At 43.4% G+C, this 19,133-nt stretch carries 14 protein-coding genes and 1 pseudogene; 7 read left to right on the forward strand and 8 right to left on the reverse strand.

The window, feature by feature from the left end; translation table 11 throughout:
* Positions 1-183 precede the first annotated feature (183 nt).
* Positions 184-699, forward strand: coding sequence for a hypothetical protein (locus SLS51_RS16015; RefSeq protein WP_323839671.1), 516 nt, complete (start codon positions 184-186; stop codon positions 697-699).
* A 287-nt stretch (positions 700-986) separates the two neighbouring features.
* Here SLS51_RS16015 and tcaC read toward each other — a convergent pair whose 3' ends face one another.
* Positions 987-5,444, reverse strand: coding sequence for an insecticidal toxin complex protein TcaC (gene tcaC, locus SLS51_RS16020; RefSeq protein ID WP_323839672.1), 4,458 nt, complete (start codon positions 5,442-5,444; stop codon positions 987-989).
* Between the two features lie 766 nt (positions 5,445-6,210).
* Between tcaC and SLS51_RS16025 the strand changes: the two genes are divergently transcribed.
* From SLS51_RS16025 to deoD, 6 genes and pseudogenes are all read left to right on the forward strand, one after another.
* Entirely contained in the window at positions 6,211-7,038 is an 828-nt protein-coding gene (locus tag SLS51_RS16025; protein WP_323839673.1) for a TatD family hydrolase, read from the forward strand.
* Positions 7,039-7,436: 398 nt separating this feature from the next.
* Positions 7,437-8,702 carry a NupC/NupG family nucleoside CNT transporter gene (locus tag SLS51_RS16030; protein ID WP_323839706.1) on the forward strand — a complete coding sequence of 422 codons (1,266 nt, stop codon included), beginning with the start codon at positions 7,437-7,439 and terminating at the stop codon, positions 8,700-8,702.
* A gap of 326 nt (positions 8,703-9,028) precedes the next feature.
* Entirely contained in the window at positions 9,029-9,808 is a 780-nt protein-coding gene (gene deoC / locus SLS51_RS16035; RefSeq protein ID WP_323839674.1) for a deoxyribose-phosphate aldolase, read from the forward strand.
* A 32-nt stretch (positions 9,809-9,840) separates the two neighbouring features.
* A pseudogene (locus tag SLS51_RS16040) lies at positions 9,841-9,987 on the forward strand (thymidine phosphorylase); the annotation flags it as partial.
* 71 nt (positions 9,988-10,058) lie between these two features.
* Positions 10,059-11,282: a phosphopentomutase gene (deoB, locus tag SLS51_RS16045; RefSeq protein WP_323839675.1), complete on the forward strand. Its 1,224-nt coding sequence runs from the start codon at positions 10,059-10,061 to the stop codon at positions 11,280-11,282.
* Positions 11,283-11,364: 82 nt separating this feature from the next.
* On the forward strand, positions 11,365-12,081 hold the full coding sequence (deoD, locus tag SLS51_RS16050; RefSeq protein WP_323839676.1) for a purine-nucleoside phosphorylase: 717 nt from the start codon (positions 11,365-11,367) through the stop codon (positions 12,079-12,081).
* A 91-nt stretch (positions 12,082-12,172) separates the two neighbouring features.
* Here deoD and SLS51_RS16055 read toward each other — a convergent pair whose 3' ends face one another.
* From SLS51_RS16055 to SLS51_RS16085, 7 genes are all read right to left on the reverse strand, one after another.
* On the reverse strand, positions 12,173-13,327 hold the full coding sequence (locus SLS51_RS16055; protein WP_323839677.1) for a trans-sulfuration enzyme family protein: 1,155 nt from the start codon (positions 13,325-13,327) through the stop codon (positions 12,173-12,175).
* 17 nt (positions 13,328-13,344) lie between these two features.
* Entirely contained in the window at positions 13,345-14,712 is a 1,368-nt protein-coding gene (locus SLS51_RS16060) for a pyridoxal-phosphate dependent enzyme (RefSeq protein WP_323839678.1), read from the reverse strand.
* A 329-nt stretch (positions 14,713-15,041) separates the two neighbouring features.
* Positions 15,042-15,584 carry a GNAT family N-acetyltransferase gene (locus tag SLS51_RS16065; RefSeq protein ID WP_323839679.1) on the reverse strand — a complete coding sequence of 181 codons (543 nt, stop codon included), beginning with the start codon at positions 15,582-15,584 and terminating at the stop codon, positions 15,042-15,044.
* Complete coding sequence (locus SLS51_RS16070; RefSeq protein ID WP_323839680.1) at positions 15,545-16,774, reverse strand: MATE family efflux transporter; 1,230 nt, start codon at positions 16,772-16,774, stop codon at positions 15,545-15,547. Before SLS51_RS16070 ends, SLS51_RS16065 begins: the two co-directional genes overlap by 40 nt.
* Positions 16,743-17,249, reverse strand: coding sequence for a hypothetical protein (locus SLS51_RS16075; protein WP_041379898.1), 507 nt, complete (start codon positions 17,247-17,249; stop codon positions 16,743-16,745). The genes SLS51_RS16070 and SLS51_RS16075 overlap by 32 nt, the downstream gene beginning before the upstream one ends.
* The gene (locus SLS51_RS16080; protein ID WP_323839681.1) at positions 17,224-18,003 is read right to left on the reverse strand and encodes a multinuclear nonheme iron-dependent oxidase; all 780 of its coding nucleotides are present in this window, start codon (positions 18,001-18,003) and stop codon (positions 17,224-17,226) included. The genes SLS51_RS16075 and SLS51_RS16080 overlap by 26 nt, the downstream gene beginning before the upstream one ends.
* 3 nt (positions 18,004-18,006) lie before the next feature.
* Positions 18,007-19,083: a multinuclear nonheme iron-dependent oxidase gene (locus tag SLS51_RS16085; RefSeq protein WP_323839682.1), complete on the reverse strand. Its 1,077-nt coding sequence runs from the start codon at positions 19,081-19,083 to the stop codon at positions 18,007-18,009.
* Positions 19,084-19,133: the final 50 nt, after the last annotated feature.

The following is a 19,133-nucleotide window of genomic DNA, read 5'->3' on the forward strand; positions in this document are numbered from 1 at the left end:
AGTAATAGATCAAAATTGGCGATTACCGTCAACCCCACCGATGTCATCAATACAAAAAACCTGTGTAAGATCACACTATTTTTAAATCAGAAATACGGTGCGGAATGACGGCTCTATGGTTTAATTTATAATACCGCGCTGAGTTATCCCAGTCTGATCAACCGACTCAGTTATATTGGTGTGATGACCTATGATTTAAGTGAAAAAGATTGTGGATTTATTGGGGGAGGTGAAACATATATTCCTTGTGACCTTCCTGGACAAGTTAAGTATTATTATGGTCAATATATTAATTGGCTTAAATCGGGCAATGAAGTTGTGACTTTCCATGTCAAACTGAAAGGAGCACGTAATTACGCACAGGCATCAGTTCAACCGCAAAAATTATTGGTTTTGCCGCCGATTACGGTTGGATTTGAAGTTGGTAGACCCGCAACCGGTAATTTACCGCTGACGAAGAGTGCTCTCAACAGCATATTAGATGGTACGATCAAATATGGTAAAACGGGTCTGATAATGTGGGATCTATTTAAGAATGAACGTTATGACGGTAGTCACTGGAAAGATGAGTGGGCAACACCTAATGATCTTTTGTCTACAGCTTGCAAAAAAATAGGGCTGACAGGAGAGCATTATAATTGTGATAGTTCTGTCCCGACACCTGATCCTGTTCCGGCTTTTATTAAGAAAGAACATTGACGTTGATATTTCATTTTTAATTCTGCAAGTATATACCCTATGGATTTCAAGATGCATCGCGACGGCAAGGGAACGAATCCCCGGGAGCATAGATAACTATGTGACCGGGGTGAGTGAGTGCAGCCAACAAAGAGGCAACTTGAAAGATGACGGGTATATATGTGGGTTTCCTTTAAAGGTGATTTGCATTATCAAAACGGTGGAACTTATCGGAAATGCCAAATCTTCAAAGTTGATAGATATTGCCCCGCAATATGCCGCGGGGCAACAGATAAAAATAGGTAAAACTATGGGTTTCTTGATGCTGTATCGTTTTCATCCTCACTGACGATAAACCACGGAGTGTACTGTTTTTCTCGCAAATATTTCTTAGCGGTGATGACTTTATATTCCCGTCCCAGTGGATCATAAAGGTGGGTATCGGCAAACAGGTCATCTCGTGCGCTGTCATCACTAACATAGCGCCAGTCATTCAGAAAATAGGGTTGATAAGTGCGCACAGGTTGGCCTTTGTCGTCATATTCTGTGCGACCGGAAACAGCCCATCGGGTGTCTGTAGCGGCACTGACCAGAGAGCCATTTGCATCCACAACCAGCCCACCGTCCTCTTTACGTTGCCAGGCATCACCGGGCTCATGACGGACTGAACTCTGGAGTAACCGGCCAAAACCGTCACTAAAACTCACGGTCTGTTGGTGCTGTTGTTGCGGATCGTTATCGTAGCGGTCAGTGGTGATCCCCAGTACATGTGGCGGTAAACGGGGAATACTTGCCAATAGCGAGATGAGTTGAATCGTTAGGTTCTGATGGCCTATTCCCCGTTTCCCGCCTAGCGCACACACTTTTCCATCTTCGGTAACCATATGAGCGGCACGCAGTTGCGCCCATAGCGCTTCTGCTTCTTCTGGTGACGGAGAAAGCTGGGACAAAGATAACGGCGGCATCCAGCTATCAACGGCATAGACTAAACATTGGGCAACAGGGAGTACTCCTGTTAACGCTAGCGCTTTATCTACGGAGTCCGGTGGTGTAAAGGGCTGGTTGGAATAGCCTGTGGCCTGCTCTGCCTCTGTGCCCCAGAAGCGGCTGGTGGTCACGCGACCTAGCGCGTCCAGTGTCACAATATGTTGATTATCATTAATATCTGTCAGTTGTACCGGCGTAAGGAAACGATAATCGTAACGGGCTTGCGTCGTTAATCCAGCGGCATCCTGAGTCTGTATTATTACACAATGATGGGTATCCCAGGTCAGTGAGGTTTTTCCTGTCAGCAACGAGTTACGCTGAGTTTGAGGCCGCCAGAACTGCGTGGCGTCACCGTAATCGGTATAGCCTTGCCGTGCCACCCATACCGGGCTTTCTGATCCGGTATTAAACAACCGCGCGACTTGCTGGTAACCGGCCTGTATCAGTGTGGTATTCAACTCTTGTTCTTCAATCACCCCTTCATACGCCTGTAATGAGGTATCGTCCATCATGGCGGTTTCTTGAAATGCGACCAAAGCCTGTAACGTGGGCTTTTCTAGTGCGACTTCCGATTGACCGGTGGTATAAAACGTCTGTTGTTGCCCCAGATAAACGGCTGCTTTTTCATCTGCTAGCAGGCCATCGGCTTTCAGCAAGACTTCAAGAGAAATCCCTTCGGCCGGAATTTTGGTTCGGTCATAAGTATAAACATCACGGCGTTGTGCATTTGGTAAACCTAATCGCCAGTTTTCTCCGTCAGTCAGGTGATGCCAGCTATTTTTTTGCCTCACCAGACGTAATTGTTGCTGCTGGTCATCATAGCTGCTGTCGAATAGTGTTTCCGGCAGGGTTGGCGGGTAGGGGCTTTCTGCCGGTTTTTCGCGGCGAGGCCAGGCAATATCGACACTTTGCAGTGATTGACCAAAGATATCGTGTTGCAGCCAGATACTTTGGCTGAGCTGTGGATCACTGATGATACGTTCATAGTGGTAGCTGCGATTTTCAATGGCGGTAGCCCAGGCAGATAATTCGGTTTCTTTATCTACGGCAATAGAGCGTACCTGATAGCGTGATTCACTGACGGTATAAGGCACTGTTTGATTATCTGTTCCGTCCAGGCCGTAGAGCTCGGTGCGTAGCAGTTGGCCTTTAAGTGCCCGTGTTAGCCAGCTACGTTGTGTCTCATTAGGAGTGAATGCTTGATCTGTCTGGTTGGTGTTATCCCAAACGGTATAACGGGTTTCAAATCCGCTATAAGCCTGAGTATCTGCCTGCCAATATTCCGTGGCTAATTGGCTGTCTACTTCATCTATCCCGGTGGCAAACCAGCTAATACTCAATGACGGTGCCGCCTGTTCGGGGGCGGTGCCGTGAGAAAATGTTGTGGTATCTGTCTGTTTGACGCAACCAAATCCTCTGAATTCCCGCTCTTTACCATCCCAGACACCGTGGCTGTAGCTGACTTCACTCGTGAGCCGGTTACCACTGATTTCATCCTGAATTTCGGTATGCCACAGCAAATGCATTGGAAACGGCAGGTAACAAGCCGGGGATTTGCCTGCTTTGGTGAGTTGTAATTTCTCATCCAACCAGAATTGCGCGGAGCTACGATAATGTAGAGTGTGATGTGCACCCCGGTTATTATTCATCACATTTAGTAACCAAGGTTTGGTTAGCGATAAATCACAACGCCAGTGATGTGGCGCCATATGTGGCACCGTCAGGATCAGACTGGCTATCCCTAATCCTTGAACATCGGCGACTTGGAGTTGACTGGTATTGTCAAATTGCACGCCTTCGGGCAAAGCTAATGTCAGCGGGGCATCAAACTGATTACCACTTTGGTTGAGATAAATGAGCAAAGAGCCGGATTGCGCATAGATAATGTCAGTGGTGCCGGAGCCGTCGATATCCGCCAAAAATAGCCGTTCGGGATTGAAGCTAGTTGCGGGCTGGTTAAATCCTGGCAGGGTCAGTGGTTGACCGAAACGGCCATGTCCCAGATTAGGCCAACAAGTGACGCGATTAGCCCTGATTTCCACTAGATGCTGTTGACCGGAACCGAGCATATCGCTGAAAGCCACCAGTTTGCGGGCGTCGGTTCCCGTGACGGGCAGAGTGATACCTGTGGATTGGGGAACATCTTGTCCTTTACGCCAGCCGTTTCGCTGGTTGGCGTACAGACGCACGCTTTTCGGCCCGATCAACACTAAATCGGATAAGCCTGCCCCGGTAAGGTCAGCGAACTGGATGCTTGGGTGAAAATATTCCACTGGCAAGGCATTGATTGGCGTAAAGTGCGTCCATTTTCCATCGGGTTGCTGGCTATGGTATCCGCGAATACCGGAGGCAGTGATTACCCAATCCAGTTGGCCGTCTCCGTTGATATCCATCAATGAGGCATTATCCTGCAAACTGGGTAGGGTAGGCAGTGGGGCGATTTTGTCGTAAGTGACGGCATTACTGTTTCCGCCTTCCTGACGTTGCGGCGCTTTATACCACCAAGCGCCGCGCTCTTGGTACAACATACCCGGCAAACCTTCTCCCCGTAGATCAACCAATTGGTAACGTTGCTGCGAGTTAAAATTATCTAGTGCATCAAAACGTTGCCATGTTGGCATTTTTTCTAGGTCGAACCGCTGCCAGGCCAACTCTAATGGTGGCAGAGTGATTGGGCTGCCGTCCGGTTCGTGACTCAATTGGCGGGCGGCAATCAATGTGGTGACGCTGGCATTTCTATCGTAATCCAGTATTAAGCGTCCAACCAGTTCCGGCGTGTCATTGGTACCGGCTTCTCCGGCCATGAGCGCGGTACGGTGAAACATCAGTACTTGTTGACATAAGCGGCGAGTACGCACTTCAAAACCGTATTCATAGCGAGAGAAGATATCCTGGCGTACAGGCCATTGTGCTGTACCTGCATCCCATTTCGGCACGGTATGAAGTGAAGTATCGCGCTCACCGTGGTCAAAGACCAGATGACACAGCCACTCTTCCGGTGTCGGAGGTGTGTTATCCAGTACGAACAGGCTGGCTTGTGGTTTGATGTTACCGTAGTTCACCTGTACCAGATAGCGCTGTGCGGTAGCATTGGGGTGAGCGGTTTTTTCATTGTCGTCACAGTGGGTTTCATCTTCGGCTCGGTATTGATAGCTGACATGTTCACCGGTTGGTGTCACGGTTTCTTCCAGCAACCACTGGGCGATTTGTTGATCATTTTGCGGATTTGCCAGACAGGCCTGTGCGGTTTTCCCTAAGATGTGCAGTTGGCCGTCCGGTGACGATATCAACCAGAAAACGCGACCTTCTTGACCGGAGGCAGGTTGCCAGTATTCGATTTTACTGAAATCCACGATCTGGCGGGCTTGATAGCGGGTCACGGTATAGGAGATTGGCAAAGTCACGCTTTGCAGCGTCTTAACGTCTTGACGGATATCTGGTTGCCCTTGGTTATTCAGGGCAATATTCATGACTTCGCCTTGTGGAGATAAGAACGTGTCGTCATTACCGTATTGTGGAATGCCATGTTGGGTACGTCGGCTGATAGTCATGACGCCACATTGCCAGCCGATACCGAAAGGCCCGTTACCTGCACTGCTGCTGTAAAGCAGCGATAATCCAGGCGCAGCCCCTCTGCTGGTCGAAAGGGGCAATGGCAGAGATAGAGTGGCCATTCCATCAGGGCCAGCAGCACTTAGCGCTTCTCCCATGCCATTGATAGCTCCGCCACCTTTGGGAAGTGACAGCGTTGTAATCGATACTTCTGGTGAATCCTGCATAAAAGTACTCCTTAATAACAGGCCCCTGATAGGGAGGGACCTGTGATCGACAAAGAAAAAAAATTTATGCGTCTCGAATGATGTAATTCAGATGCACAATGATGTCACTCAGATTGGCAACTAGCGCGTTTTGATAACCAGTGTCAAGCAGCGGCTGTTCGGATGTACCTGATAAAAATGATATTTTATTATTTTGCATAACAGTCACCATTGCATGGCTTAGAATTAGAACATCTTGGAAGGTTAGTTTCGAAAAGCGAGCTAGCTTTCTTGGTGTTACAATTCATAAATATTCCTTTTATTTCTATTTGTTTATTGCTGGTTCAATTAAGGTGATACAGAGATAAACAAAACGACCAGTATGAGAAATTTCATCCAATGTGCTGATAGCAAAAGTGTTATAAAAATGAAAAATAATTTATGATAATAGGCTAGTTCATCATTTATCTTAAGTATTTAGAATTATTTTCACTATTTGGTAAGGGTTGCTAATTGATGGAGACATGACTTTATAGCGTGGAAGCTTATTATGTTAAGCTCAATTTTTATTAATGTAGGAATAAAAAATTAATTTAATCACAGCGGTAAATAAACCCGTAACAGTTTCAACCTGAAAATAATCCAGGGCATTTCTGGTCTTCTGCCGAGTGACGGCTCCCTGCCCTATCGGCATAGGTATCTACACAACTTTCGTCAAAAATGGTATTGATATTCAGTATGCCCTCAATTTTTCTATCGTCAGAACAGATAAATAACGGATAGTTTCATGTTTATTGATACTCACTGCCATTTTGATTTCCCTCCGTTTCGTGATGATGAACAGCAGAGCCTGCAACGGGCGGCACAGGTTGGCGTGGATAGAATTATTGTCCCTGCTATTAGTAGCGCAAATTTGCAACAGGTATCTGAATTGGCTCGTTCTTATCCTGCGATTTATGCTGCATTGGGTTTGCATCCTCTGTATATCGATCAACATCAGGAAGCGCACCTTGCGGATCTGGAACAATTTCTAAAACAGAAACACGAAAAGTGGGTAGCGGTTGGGGAGATTGGGCTCGATCTCTATATGACTGAACCCCAATTTGAAAAACAGAAAGCGTTCTTGGGCGCTCAATTACGGTTAGCAAAGCAATATGAATTGCCGGTTATCCTTCATTCCCGAAAAAGCCATGATCAACTGGCAGCGATCCTAAGAAGAATTAACCTTCCCCGTACCGGTGTAGTACACGGATTTGCGGGTAGCTTATCGCAGGCGGAGGCTTTTATCGGTTTGGGATATTACATTGGGGTAGGGGGAACCATTACTTATGAAAGAGCGCAGAAAACACGTCGCGTAATGGCTGAACTCCCGTTAACGTCTCTGGTGCTGGAAACCGATGCTCCAGATATGCCGCTTTTCGGTTTTCAGGGAGAACCTAACCGGCCGGAAAAAATTGCCGGAGTTTTTGCTTCGTTATGTGAGCTCCGCCGCGAAGCTCCTGATGAGATTGCTCGCCAACTTTATCATAACAGTATTGAGTTATTTGGATTAGTTATACCCTATGGATTTCAAGATGCATCGCGGCGGCAAGGGAGCGAATCCCCGGGAGCATAGAGAACGATGTGACCGGGGTGAGTGAGTGCAGCCAACAAAGAAGCAACTTGAAAGATGACGGGTATAGATGTGAATATTATGGCAGAGTTGTTGTCTGAGAATTATAACCGCTACACTTTAGCTGCGCTTACCTGATAATTATTTCTTAATTGTTGATTATTTTGCCATTCCAAGATTCAATTATCTATTGAAGATTATTTCCGCAAATTTGTGTGATTCACATCACGTTTATCATTTTTTTATTGCTTTTTTCAGTAGATATTTGTGATGTCAATAGCTTGTTCATTCCGATGACTGAGTATAATCAGCGCCGACTCATCGTCAGTGAACGATTTACGTTCAACTGGCATATTTAATTTATTATTAAGTGAACAGGGATTCTTCCAATGCAACTCTTTATGAGCCTGGTCGGGATGGTAGTGCTGATCTTGATCGCAGTACTCTTTTCCAGTAATTATCGCGCTATTAAACTCCGTACTGTCCTTGGTGCCTTTTTGATTCAGATCGCTATCGGTGCTTTTGTACTTTATGTTCCCGCAGGTAAGAAAATATTAATGGGTATGTCTGAGGGAGTTTCTAGTGTTATCCAGTTTGGTCAACAAGGAATGGATTTTATTTTTGGTGGATTAGTTTCCCCCAAAATGTTTGAACTGTTTGGTGGTGGGGGATTTGTTTTCGCCCTGCGTGTACTGCCTATTATTGTTTTCTTCTCTTCATTGATTGCTGTGTTGTACTACATTGGTGTTATGCAGCTAGTTATCAAAGTATTGGGTGGTGGTCTGCAAAAGATTCTCGGAACTTCACGTACAGAATCTTTGTCTGCAACAGCGAATATTTTCGTGGGCCAAACTGAGGCGCCGCTGGTTGTTCGTCCTTATATTGCTACCATGACTCAATCTGAACTGTTTGCGGTAATGAGTGGTGGTCTGGCATCCGTTGCGGGTTCGGTACTGGCGGGTTATGCATCAATGGGTGTTCCTTTGGAATATCTGATTGCGGCTTCCTTTATGGCGGCGCCAGGTGGCCTGTTGTTCGCGAAATTGATGGTGCCTGAAACTGAAAAACCACGCGATACTGTTGATGCGATGTCACTGGTCGCTGAAGAGGAACGTCCTGCTAACATTATTGATGCAGCCGCCTCTGGTGCTGCTTCTGGTATGCAATTGGCATTGAACGTCGGGGCAATGTTATTGGCGTTTGTTGCCCTGATTGCATTGTTAAATGGTATTCTCGGTGGAATCGGTGGTTGGTTTAATTATCCACAACTTTCTCTTGAACTGGTGTTGGGGTGGGTCTTCGCGCCAATTGCTTACCTGATTGGTGTTCCGTGGAGTGAAGCAACGGTAGCCGGTTCTTTCATCGGTCAAAAAATAGTTGTGAACGAATTTGTTGCTTTTATGAATTTCGGTGCTTATTTGAAACCGGATGATGTGGTTGTGGCAGCGGGCTTGCAGGTGCTGTCAGATCATACTAAAGCAATTATCTCCTTCGCATTGTGTGGTTTTGCTAACCTTGCTTCCGTTGCTATCCTGCTAGGGGGTCTGGGCGGTATGGCTCCGAACCGCCGCGGAGATGTTGCTCGTTTGGGGATGAAAGCCATTATCGCAGGCACATTATCCAACTTAATGAGTGCAACTATCGCAGGCTTCTTCCTGGTTCTGTAACGTTGTTGAAATTAGGCAGGTGGGATAATCCCGCCTGCAATCTATTTTCCTACCGGTTTATCTTTAATTCGTGATGAAGAAGCAGCGTCTTTATACTCTTTATACTCTATTGTTTGTTGGACGTGAGTTATACCCGTCATCTTTCAAGTTGCCTCTTTGTTGGCTGCACTCACTCACCCCGGTCACATCGTTCTCTATGCTCCCGGGGATTCGCTCCCTTGCCGCCGCAATGCATCTTGAAATCCATAGGGTATATATTTTTTGTCGTGTATTATTTGGTGATAATCTAGCAGAAGCTAGCCGCGATAATAACGTTGGAGAGTTTTATGACCGATTTAACCGCAGCAGCGCAGCGTGCGCTGAGTTTGATGGATTTAACGACACTCAATGATAACGATACCGATGAAAAAGTGACGGCACTTTGTCATCAGGCGAAAAGCCTCGCGGGCAATACTGCGGCTATCTGTATCTACCCTCGTTTTATTCCTCTGGCACGTAAAGTATTACGTGAACAGGGCACACCTGAAATCCGCATTGCAACCGTGACAAACTTCCCACATGGTAATGACGATATTGACATCGCTTTAGCTGAAACCCAAGCGGCTATTGCTTATGGCGCTGATGAGGTCGATGTGGTTTTCCCATACCGTGCATTGATGGCCGGTAATGAACAAGTCGGTTTTGAGATGGTAAAAGCGTGTAAAGCCGCCTGTGCAGAAGCGGATGTGCTGCTAAAAGTTATTATTGAAACTGGTGAACTGAAAGAGGCATCTCTGATCCGTAAGGCATCTGAAATTTCAATCAACGCGGGTGCTGATTTTATCAAAACGTCTACGGGTAAAGTGCCGGTTAACGCGACATTGGCAAGTGCTGAAATCATGATGAAGGTGATTCATGAAATGGGCGTGGGTGAAACGGTTGGCTTCAAACCGGCTGGTGGCGTGCGTACCGCTGAAGAGGCTGCACAATATCTGGCATTAGCTGATCATATCATGGGTGACAAATGGGCTGATGCCCGTCATTTTCGTTTTGGGGCTTCCAGTTTGTTGGGCAGTTTGCTAACCACTCTGGGGCATCAGAATCAAGAGCAAAGCAGCAATTATTGATAATCGAGTACCGCATCAATCAGTGCGTAACGCTAGGGATGTCTGTAGTTTCCCTTGGGGGAGGGTGCCGTAAGGCAACAGATCGCATTGATTATCGTGTGGGGCTGAGCAATATCGTTGCTCTGGGTACAGAAGCCAAGCCAGCCACACCGATGGTTTATCGCCAAATTGGCGAATAATAACCATACTTATTATTAGATAATGGCGGCATTTTCGCATGGTTAGGGTGATTTGACGCAGGAGAAAATTTATGAAACGAACATTCATCATGGTATTGGATTCTTTTGGCATTGGCGCCAGTGAAGATGCCGAAAAATTTGGTGATAAAGGATCTAACACCTTGGGGCACATTGCAGAAGCGTGTGCTCGTGGTGATGCTGATGTCGGTCGCAAAGGGCCTCTGTATTTGCCGAACTTAAGCCGTTTAGGGTTGGGTAAAGCGGCTGAGGCGTCCTGTGGAACTTTCCCTGTCGGTTTAGATAAAGACGCGGACATTATTGGTGCTTACGCTTACGCCAGTGAACTCTCTTCCGGTAAAGATACACCGTCAGGTCACTGGGAAATTGCCGGTGTTCCGGTGCTGTTTGACTGGGGTTACTTCAAAGATGAAGAAAACAGCTTTCCGCAGGCATTGTTGGATAAACTGGTAGAACGCGCAAATCTGCCAGGTTATCTCGGTAACTGCCACTCTTCGGGTACGGTTATTCTGGATAAGCTGGGTGAAGAGCATATGAAAACGGGTAAACCGATTTTCTATACCTCTGCTGACTCAGTATTCCAGATTGCTTGCCACGAAGAGAGTTTCGGTTTAGATCGTCTGTACGAACTGTGCGAAATCGCCCGTGAAGAACTGACTGATGGCGGTTACAACATTGGTCGGGTGATTGCGCGTCCATTTGTTGGAGACAAAGCGGGTAATTTCCAGCGTACCGGTAATCGTCACGACATAGCTGTAGAGCCACCTGCTCCCACCATACTGAAAAAATTGGTCGATGAGAAAAATGGCGAAGTCGTTTCTATCGGTAAAATTGCCGATATCTATGCAAACGTCGGCATTACACAAAAAGTGAAAGCGACCGGCATTGATGCACTGTTTGATGCAACGCTGGTGGAAATGGAAAAAGCGGGTGACAACACCATCGTATTCACTAACTTTGTCGATTTCGACTCTTCTTATGGTCATCGTCGTGATGTCCCGGGTTATGCGGCGGCATTGGAACTGTTTGACCGTCGTCTGCCTGAAATGCTGAAACGAGTGAAAGATGATGACATTTTAATCCTGACTGCCGACCACGGTTGTGATCCAACCTGGTCTGGTACTGACCACACTCGTGAGCACATTCCGGTGCTGATTTATGGACCAAAAGTGCAACCTGGTTCATTGGGTCACCGTGAAACTTTTGCTGATATTGGACAGACAGTCGCTAAATATTTTGAACTGTCGCCAATGGATTATGGCAAATCAATGCTCTGACCCCACTTATTTGGCTGCTTTTCTTTTAGGCAGCCATATATCACTAAAATAACCATTAAATAAAAAAATAAGGAATTTAATTATGGCCACGCCTCATATTAATGCTGAGATGGGTGATTTTGCAGACGTTGTTCTGATGCCAGGCGATCCATTACGTGCGAAATATATTGCTGAAACTTTTCTGGAAAATGTGCGGCAGGTAAACGACGTGCGCGGTATGTTGGGGTTTACCGGTACTTATAAAGGCCGCCCAATTTCTGTGATGGGGCATGGTATGGGTATTCCATCCTGCTCTATCTATGCGAAAGAGCTGATCACCGATTTTGGCGTTAAAGTCCTTATCCGGGTAGGTTCCTGTGGCTCAGTACGTCAAGATGTTCAATTGCGTGATGTGATTATTGGCATGGGGGCATGTACTGATTCCAAAGTTAACCGTATACGTTTTAAAGATCACGATTTTGCGGCGATTGCTGATTTCGATCTGGTCCGTAACGCTGTTGATGCGGCTAAAGCAAAAAACATCAATGTGCGCGTAGGTAACATCTTCTCGGTTGAGCTGTTCTATACCCCTGATCCACAACTGTTCGATGTAATGGAACAATATGGCATTCTGGGCGTAGAAATGGAAGCTGCGGGTTTTTACGGTGTTGCGGCTGAATATGATGCAAAAGCACTGACTATCTGTACCGTTTCTGACCACATCCGCACTCATGAAAAACTGACCGCCGAGGAACGCCAGACGACTTTCAATGAAATGATTGAAATCGCACTGGAATCCGTTCTGTTGGGTGATAAATAATCCCGGTTCTACATTTGCTTTTGATGGCATAAAAAGAGCCACTTTTGATTTAAATGCCAGCCAGTTGAAAGAATTGGCTGGCATTGCGCTTTTATTGAGTGGCTTTTTCCAACGCTTGAGCCAAATCGGCGATAAGATCCTCTGTATCCTCTATACCCACGGAAATGCGTATCAACTGTGGTGTGATCCCGGAAGCAAGGCGTTTTTCTAATGGAATAGACGCGTGAGTCATACTAAATGGTTGGCTGATCAGACTCTCCACCCCGCCTAGGCTTTCTGCCAGTGTCAATAGTTTTAGCTCTTGAATTAACCGGCGGGCATAATCATCATCACCTTTTAAGTGAACAGAAATCATACCACCAAAGCCCTTCATTTGACGTTTCGCCAGTTCATGTTGTGGATGAGAAGCGAGGCCGGGATAGAAGACGGTTTCGATCTGAGGCTGTTGCTCCAACCAATGTGCGATCTTTGATGCACTATCGATGTGGCGCTGCATACGTAGGGCAAGTGTCCGCATTCCGCGCAGCACCAGGAAACTACTAAAGGGATCGAGCACGCCACCGACAGAGTTTTGCAGAAAACCAAGTTTTTCTGCTAGTTCTGCATTTTTTCCGACGACGGCCAGTCCTGCGATCACATCAGAGTGGCCGTTTAAATATTTAGTGGCGGAGTGCACGACGATATCAAATCCCAAATCAACTGGGCGTTGGAGATATGGTGAAGCGAAAGTGTTATCTGCAACACTAATAATACTGTGACGTTGCGCTATTTGTGCGATAGCCGTCAGATCTGCCAGTTTCAGCAACGGATTGGTAGGAGTCTCCACCCAAATCATTTTTGTGTCGGGACGAATGGCTGCTTCAAGGCCGGAAATATCATTGGCTTCCACGTAAGTGACACGCAAACCGGCGGTGCGGCTACGTACTTTTTCGAGTAGCCGGTAGGTACCACCGTACAGATCATCGACTGCCACCAAATGGCTATCTTTATCCAAGAGTTCTAGCACTGTGGAACTGGCGGCCAGTCCTGAACTAAAAGCGTAGCCTCGGCTACCATTTTCCAGTTCGGCTATCGCGCTTTCCAGAGCATCACGTGTCGGATTGCCACTGCGGGAATATTCATAACCAGTGTGTTGGCCGGGGGCTGATTGGGCGTAAGTTGATGTTGCATAAATTGCTGGCATTACCGCACCCGTGTGATCTGGTGTGTAGCCAGCGTGAACAGTTTTAGTATCGAACTTGGTCATAAAGTCACTCCTAAAAATCAATTAAGTTGCTGACGCCATGCGTTCAGCACATCTGTGCGAGTTACCAGCCCAAGAAAACGGCCATTATCGACGATCAGCGCCACATGTCCGGCGTCGAAAGTTGTCATCAATTGTTGTAAAGAAGCGTTCTTATCCAGTGTTTTCACTTGATGAGTCATGGCGTGGCTAACGGGCAGGCTAAAATTATGTGGATCAGCTTGCACGGTGTGCATCAAATCCCACTCATCGATAATGCCAACGACTTGCTCTCCTTTCAGCACCGGTAATTGTGAAATCTCATATAATCGCATGCGGGTATGCGCGGTTTTCAACGTATCTTCTGGCGATATAAAAACCGTAGCGCCATCCTGATAGCGGTAAGTAATATAATCGCTGAGATCATGCTGTTGCACACGTGATTGGAATCCCTGTTCCAGCATCCAATAATCGTTAAACATTTTTGACAGATACTTGTTTCCGCTGTCACACGCTAGCGTAACCACACGTTTGGGGGTGGTTTGCGCACGGCAGTAGCGCAGTGCGGCGGCGAGCAAGGTTCCGCTGGAAGAGCCCGCCAGCACACCTTCCTTTAGCAACAGATCACGGGCACTGGAGAAAGCTTCTGCATCACTGACACGGTATGCGTGGTGCACTCGACTAAAATTGCCCAGAGGAGGGACAAAATCTTCGCCGATGCCTTCCACCTGCCAACTCCCGGCCTCACCATATTTGCCGTGTTCGATATAGTCCACCAAAATAGAACCATTTGGGTCTGCCAGAACAAACTCAGTTTCCGGCGCAACTTGAGCGAAATAGTGGCTCAAACCGCCAAGAGTACCACCGGACCCGACACCGATCACCACGGCATCGACATTGTGGTCCATTTGCTGCCAGATTTCCGGTCCGGTAGTGGTCGTGTGCGCTGCTGAATTAGCCGGATTATTGAACTGATCGATATAATAAGCACCGGGGATCTCTTGCGCCAGACGTAGGGCATAATCTTGATAGTACTCTGGATGACCTTTACTGACATCAGAACGAGTAAGACGTACATCGGTACCCAGAGCACGCAGATGAAACACCTTCTCTCGGCTCATCTTATCTGGAACAACCAGAATCAATTTATAACCTTTCAAGGCAGCGACCAGTGCCAACCCGATGCCGGTATTACCAGCAGTAGCTTCGATAATTGTCCCACCAGATTGAAGTAGCCCCTGCTCTTCCGCCTGCTCGATCATAGAAAGAGCAACGCGATCTTTAATAGATCCGCCGGGATTTTGATTCTCCAGCTTAATAAATAATTGACATGGACCGGTATTCAGATGCGTTAACTCCAGCAATGGGGTATTACCAATCATATCGAGAACAGAGCGTGATGTGGTCATATCATATCCAGATAATCCGTTGTATTCAGATAGTTATGGAGGATAACGCTGTATATGTATTTGTTTGAAAGAATGAATAGCAACCATATATATCCAAAAAGAATATATTAGTTTTGTTTTAGATGTTAAGACGTATAGACGTTTAGATTTCCTAATTTATTAAAGTGTGAGGTATACCCGTTATCCTTCAAGTTGCCTCTTTGTTGGCTACACTCGCTCACCCCGGTCACATAGTTTGCTATGCTCCCGGAGATTCACTCCCTTGCCGTCGCGATGCATCTTGAAATCCATAGGGTATATTGTTCCTTCCACAAAAAATCTTAGCTTAATCACCGGTTGTTTGCCACATTGTCTATTACTGTTTCAGATATTCCTTTAGTCATATAGTATTCATCTATCAGTTCACCATTTATAAATAGTGAGCTAGTTCTGATACCAGAAAAAATAAAACCTGATGACAAATACAGCTTTATTGCCAATGTGTTTTTTATTGCAACGGTTAATTCAAGTCTACTAACTCCATTTTTCCGTGACCAATCTTGCGCTTTGTTGAGTAGGGTTCTTGCTATGCCTTTATTTCTATATTCTTTTTTTACTCCAAGAACAATAGAACCCAGATGCCTGTTCCTATTGAACACCCCTCTAGATATAACAATAAAGCCAACAATGTTTTTGCTATCTTCGCATATTAACATTTGCCTGTCTTTTCCGAATCCTTTTATTATATCCGTTTGTTCTTCAACACTTGTTTTTCTTTCTTCCGGCTCAAGCAACATAAATTCCGATGTGTTATCCAAATCATTAAAAAAAACAATGAGATTGTTTGCATCTTCTACGTTAACTTCTCTAAAAATAAAGATTTCTTTTTCCATAGCGAGTACCATATTAATGAGATTAGCGTATACAGTATATTACTGCATACAAAAGTCAATAAGATTTCGAATGATGTCGGGCTAATTAATGTAGAGGTGACTACAAGTACGGTGGTAATGGGAATCACCTTAAGATATACAGATTTTGAATTTGGTGATTTGCTCCTTATTCTGTTAATAATAGATACGGAAATCAAGTCAAAGAATATGACTAATGCACAAGTTATTATATCTATTGTTTCTGTTAGCGTATTGAATACCATCAAACTGATTAATGGTGAGACGGTTGAAAAGATAATAAGGTAAAATAAGTTGGTACCTATAGCTATATTTAAAAAATTGTTTTCATCACTTCTGTAATTTGCAGCCAATGAAATAACAGCAGAAAAGCCCGTGACAAATAGATAATTCATAACCCCCATGTAAACAAATAACTTTGATAATTCTATGTTTGAAATTAATGTCGATACAAACCTTATTAAAATAGACATCAATATTACTAATGATGTAGATGTTAAAGCCTCATTTATTCCTATATTCACAATATCCTTAATGTAAGGTAAGTCAACTTTTTTCCATTTTATAAATTTTATTAATGGGATTGACGATGAGATGGCCATGTATGCCCTTGAGATACTGATAGCAAGAGCAATAGAAAATATTAAATCACCAGTAAATAAGTATAATGCAATCAGGGCGAATACATTTGTTAATATACTGAATGAGTTGACTTTTACCATGTACCTTTCTTGTTTTGTAGACTCTAGAATTGCGCAGTTAACAGAATATATACATAATGGTATAATTCCGATTGATAGTATCCATGCTATTTTTTTCGTTACTGTATGGTCACTGTAATAATGTATTGATACCACAGATATTAGAGTTATTAATAAGCCTATTACAGTCCCTGTTATTAGAAGCCAAGTGTAGTTTTCGTAAGTGTAGTTTTTATTTTTAATGTCTGATTTTATATTAATGCCGATGAAAAAGGTACATGAAGCAACAACAAATATCTGAACCAACTGTGATGATAGTAAAAAAAATCCGGCATCGTCTGTAGACAATTGATATATTAGTGCGGTAATAATAAGTTGCATTGCCATGTTTAACATTCTACTCTTAAACATTGTTATCGATGGCAATATAATACCCTTGTCAAATATATATAATTTCTTTTCTTCCATCATGATGTCCATTATCCATAATATCAATCTTAGCTATGTATAACTTTCTTGCAATTGACGCTTTTTTTGACTTTTTTGCTATAAACTTATATCCTTCTTTAATCTTGGAGTATATTATTATCTCTTCTTTCTCGCTTTTATCAAAATAAGTCCATTGGCTTGCTGAGAAGATTAATAAATCATTCATCATCTCATCTGTAAGGTGCTTTTTACTTTCATGTCTGAAAGATAAAAAGTATGCAAATATTCTCCAATCGAGATGATATTTCCTTTTGTTTGCCCAACGTATAAATTCTTCTACTTCTTCAAAAGAAACTTCAGCTTTAGATCTGCTCAGAGGGTTGTTTAGTACATTAGTTATGTTATAAATCATGAGCTTAGATAGAGAGTCTGATTTGTTTTTTGGTAGTTCTAATGCGGATTCTCCAGTTACAACATAAGAGTAACAATTTCTATTGTCTGCATAATTCGATGTCATTAATCCAGTCTCCTAATACAAAATTATCATCTCTTTCAACAGATAGTGATGTAAGATTGTCCTTACTTTCTGTTCCCAATTTATTAAAATACTTTAATGAAAGATTAGATATTCTATCTGCATGAGTGTCAACCAAAAAACTAGGGCGTAATGATGTTTCTGCATAACCACCAATGTGAAGATGGTTCATTTCTATATCAAGCCATTCTTCAAATGGGGTTCCCGTGTTTTCTTGTGCAATTACAGCATTTGATATGTCAAACAAAAGTCCATTACCGCATTTTTTTGTCATTTCTTTAAAAAAATCTGGTTGTAGCTTGGCGTTTTCATCAAGTATTGAAGGGAAGTTTTCTAAATAAATTTTTTCGCCAATTATATCTTGCCAAAGGCTTACTGAATCGAAGTATTTATCTTTTTCAGAAGAGTAATCTATTTCACCCATTGTTGGTAAAGGATAGCTATTATGATAAAAAATACCAACATGATCAGATATATATATGGGGTTTAGTTCTTTTTGGAGTAATCTTATTCTTTTCCCTATACTCTCTAAATCTTGTTTGCTTCTGTGCATATATTTAGAGTTCATGATATGAAACGCTATCGGTAATCCTTTGCTTATGCCAAGTATTGAGTCAGGAGTGCACTGCAAAAAGTTATCTATTAATATCTCTATGAAATCGACCTTTCTTAATGATATTATCTCCTTTAGAACGCTTAGTTCTCTATTTTCCGACCAATTGGTTCCTATTTTCATGATTCACCTATTCACAAAACTTTCGAATGATTTTAAATAATGAACTGAATTTATAGTTTCATCTTCCTCTTCTTTTGTTAGGCATAGGTTTACTTCACTTTCTTCTATACTTAATATCCAACTAGATATAAGCGACTCAATGTTTTCCGACTTAGCGATTTCAATTTCCTTCTTGTTTTTTATGGCTGCTAGCAGAGTTTTTGATAGGTATGATTTCGCATAATTGCTCATGTTGGTATTTGAGGGTTTACTTGTTTCTTTATTTTTTAATAATATTGAATTCAACTTTTCAAAGTCATTATTATAACCAGATAAGTTCTTTAACCAAGAATTTTCTGTGTGCTCAATATTTATATAGCAATTTTCTTTGATTAATTTACTGGAAACTATTTTCTCAAAAGAATCCCAAACAATATGATGAACTCTCTCTGAATGTCCATCATGAAATGCCTCATCCTTTCCCTCAATTATTCTTGATAGATGAACTTCGACTACATTATCCCAATTTATCATTCCAATAAATATAAGAGGATCAACTTTTGCATTTACTGAATTGATGATTAGATGAGCTAGGTCAACTATTTGTTTAGAATTACTTTCTTTACTTATGTAATTCGCGCTTATTATCGCGTTAGAGATCTCACTTGGTTCACCAGAATAAAAGTTTGAATTTTCTATCCATGTATCTATCTGATATGTGTGAGAAACCCTTTTTAAGAAATTTATAGCATTTCTTTCTTTCCTTTTACTTCTTTCATAATGGGGAGTAAAACCATACTTACCAATGTTATCTTTTCTACTTCCACACAAATGAAAACCAATGCTAATTGTTTTTTCCGTGTTGATTATTCGTGGCATAATGTTATTAATATAGTTACAGCCTGATTGAATATCTTCTGTTATTGCACTTCTGGCGATGTGAAGAGAGAGTTTTCCATTGTATCTTTCGAATGGAGTTATTTTTTCTGCAACTGATAAAATATTGTATGCAGTAATCCCTAATTCTATCATCGATACTTTACTCGGTATGTGTATTTCACCGCTAAGAAAATTAGGATTAAAACCACATGCTATTCTCATGTCTGCTTCCTTATGTAGAACATGGCCAACCAAATTGGTTAGCCATACGC

This window comes from Photorhabdus africana (genome assembly GCF_035181445.1).
GTDB lineage: Bacteria > Pseudomonadota > Gammaproteobacteria > Enterobacterales > Enterobacteriaceae > Photorhabdus > Photorhabdus laumondii.

Bases quoted from the DNA above. Each gene is read 5' to 3' on its own strand.
- deoB (WP_323839675.1), top strand. From the start codon at position 10,059: ATGAAACGAACATTCATCATGGTATTGGATTCTTTTGGCATTGGCGCC.
- SLS51_RS16065 (WP_323839679.1), bottom strand. From the start codon at position 15,584: ATGGAAAAAGAAATCTTTATTTTTAGAGAAGTTAACGTAGAAGATGCA.
- SLS51_RS16085 (WP_323839682.1), bottom strand. From the start codon at position 19,083: ATGAGAATAGCATGTGGTTTTAATCCTAATTTTCTTAGCGGTGAAATA.
- SLS51_RS16030 (WP_323839706.1), top strand. From the start codon at position 7,437: ATGAGCCTGGTCGGGATGGTAGTGCTGATCTTGATCGCAGTACTCTTT.
- SLS51_RS16055 (WP_323839677.1), bottom strand. From the start codon at position 13,327: ATGACCAAGTTCGATACTAAAACTGTTCACGCTGGCTACACACCAGAT.
- SLS51_RS16080 (WP_323839681.1), bottom strand. From the start codon at position 18,003: ATGAAAATAGGAACCAATTGGTCGGAAAATAGAGAACTAAGCGTTCTA.
- SLS51_RS16060 (WP_323839678.1), bottom strand. From the start codon at position 14,712: ATGACCACATCACGCTCTGTTCTCGATATGATTGGTAATACCCCATTG.
- SLS51_RS16025 (WP_323839673.1), top strand. From the start codon at position 6,211: ATGTTTATTGATACTCACTGCCATTTTGATTTCCCTCCGTTTCGTGAT.
- SLS51_RS16070 (WP_323839680.1), bottom strand. From the start codon at position 16,774: ATGATGGAAGAAAAGAAATTATATATATTTGACAAGGGTATTATATTG.
- SLS51_RS16015 (WP_323839671.1), top strand. From the start codon at position 184: ATGACCTATGATTTAAGTGAAAAAGATTGTGGATTTATTGGGGGAGGT.
- tcaC (WP_323839672.1), bottom strand. From the start codon at position 5,444: ATGCAGGATTCACCAGAAGTATCGATTACAACGCTGTCACTTCCCAAA.
- SLS51_RS16075 (WP_041379898.1), bottom strand. From the start codon at position 17,249: ATGACATCGAATTATGCAGACAATAGAAATTGTTACTCTTATGTTGTA.
- deoD (WP_323839676.1), top strand. From the start codon at position 11,365: ATGGCCACGCCTCATATTAATGCTGAGATGGGTGATTTTGCAGACGTT.
- deoC (WP_323839674.1), top strand. From the start codon at position 9,029: ATGACCGATTTAACCGCAGCAGCGCAGCGTGCGCTGAGTTTGATGGAT.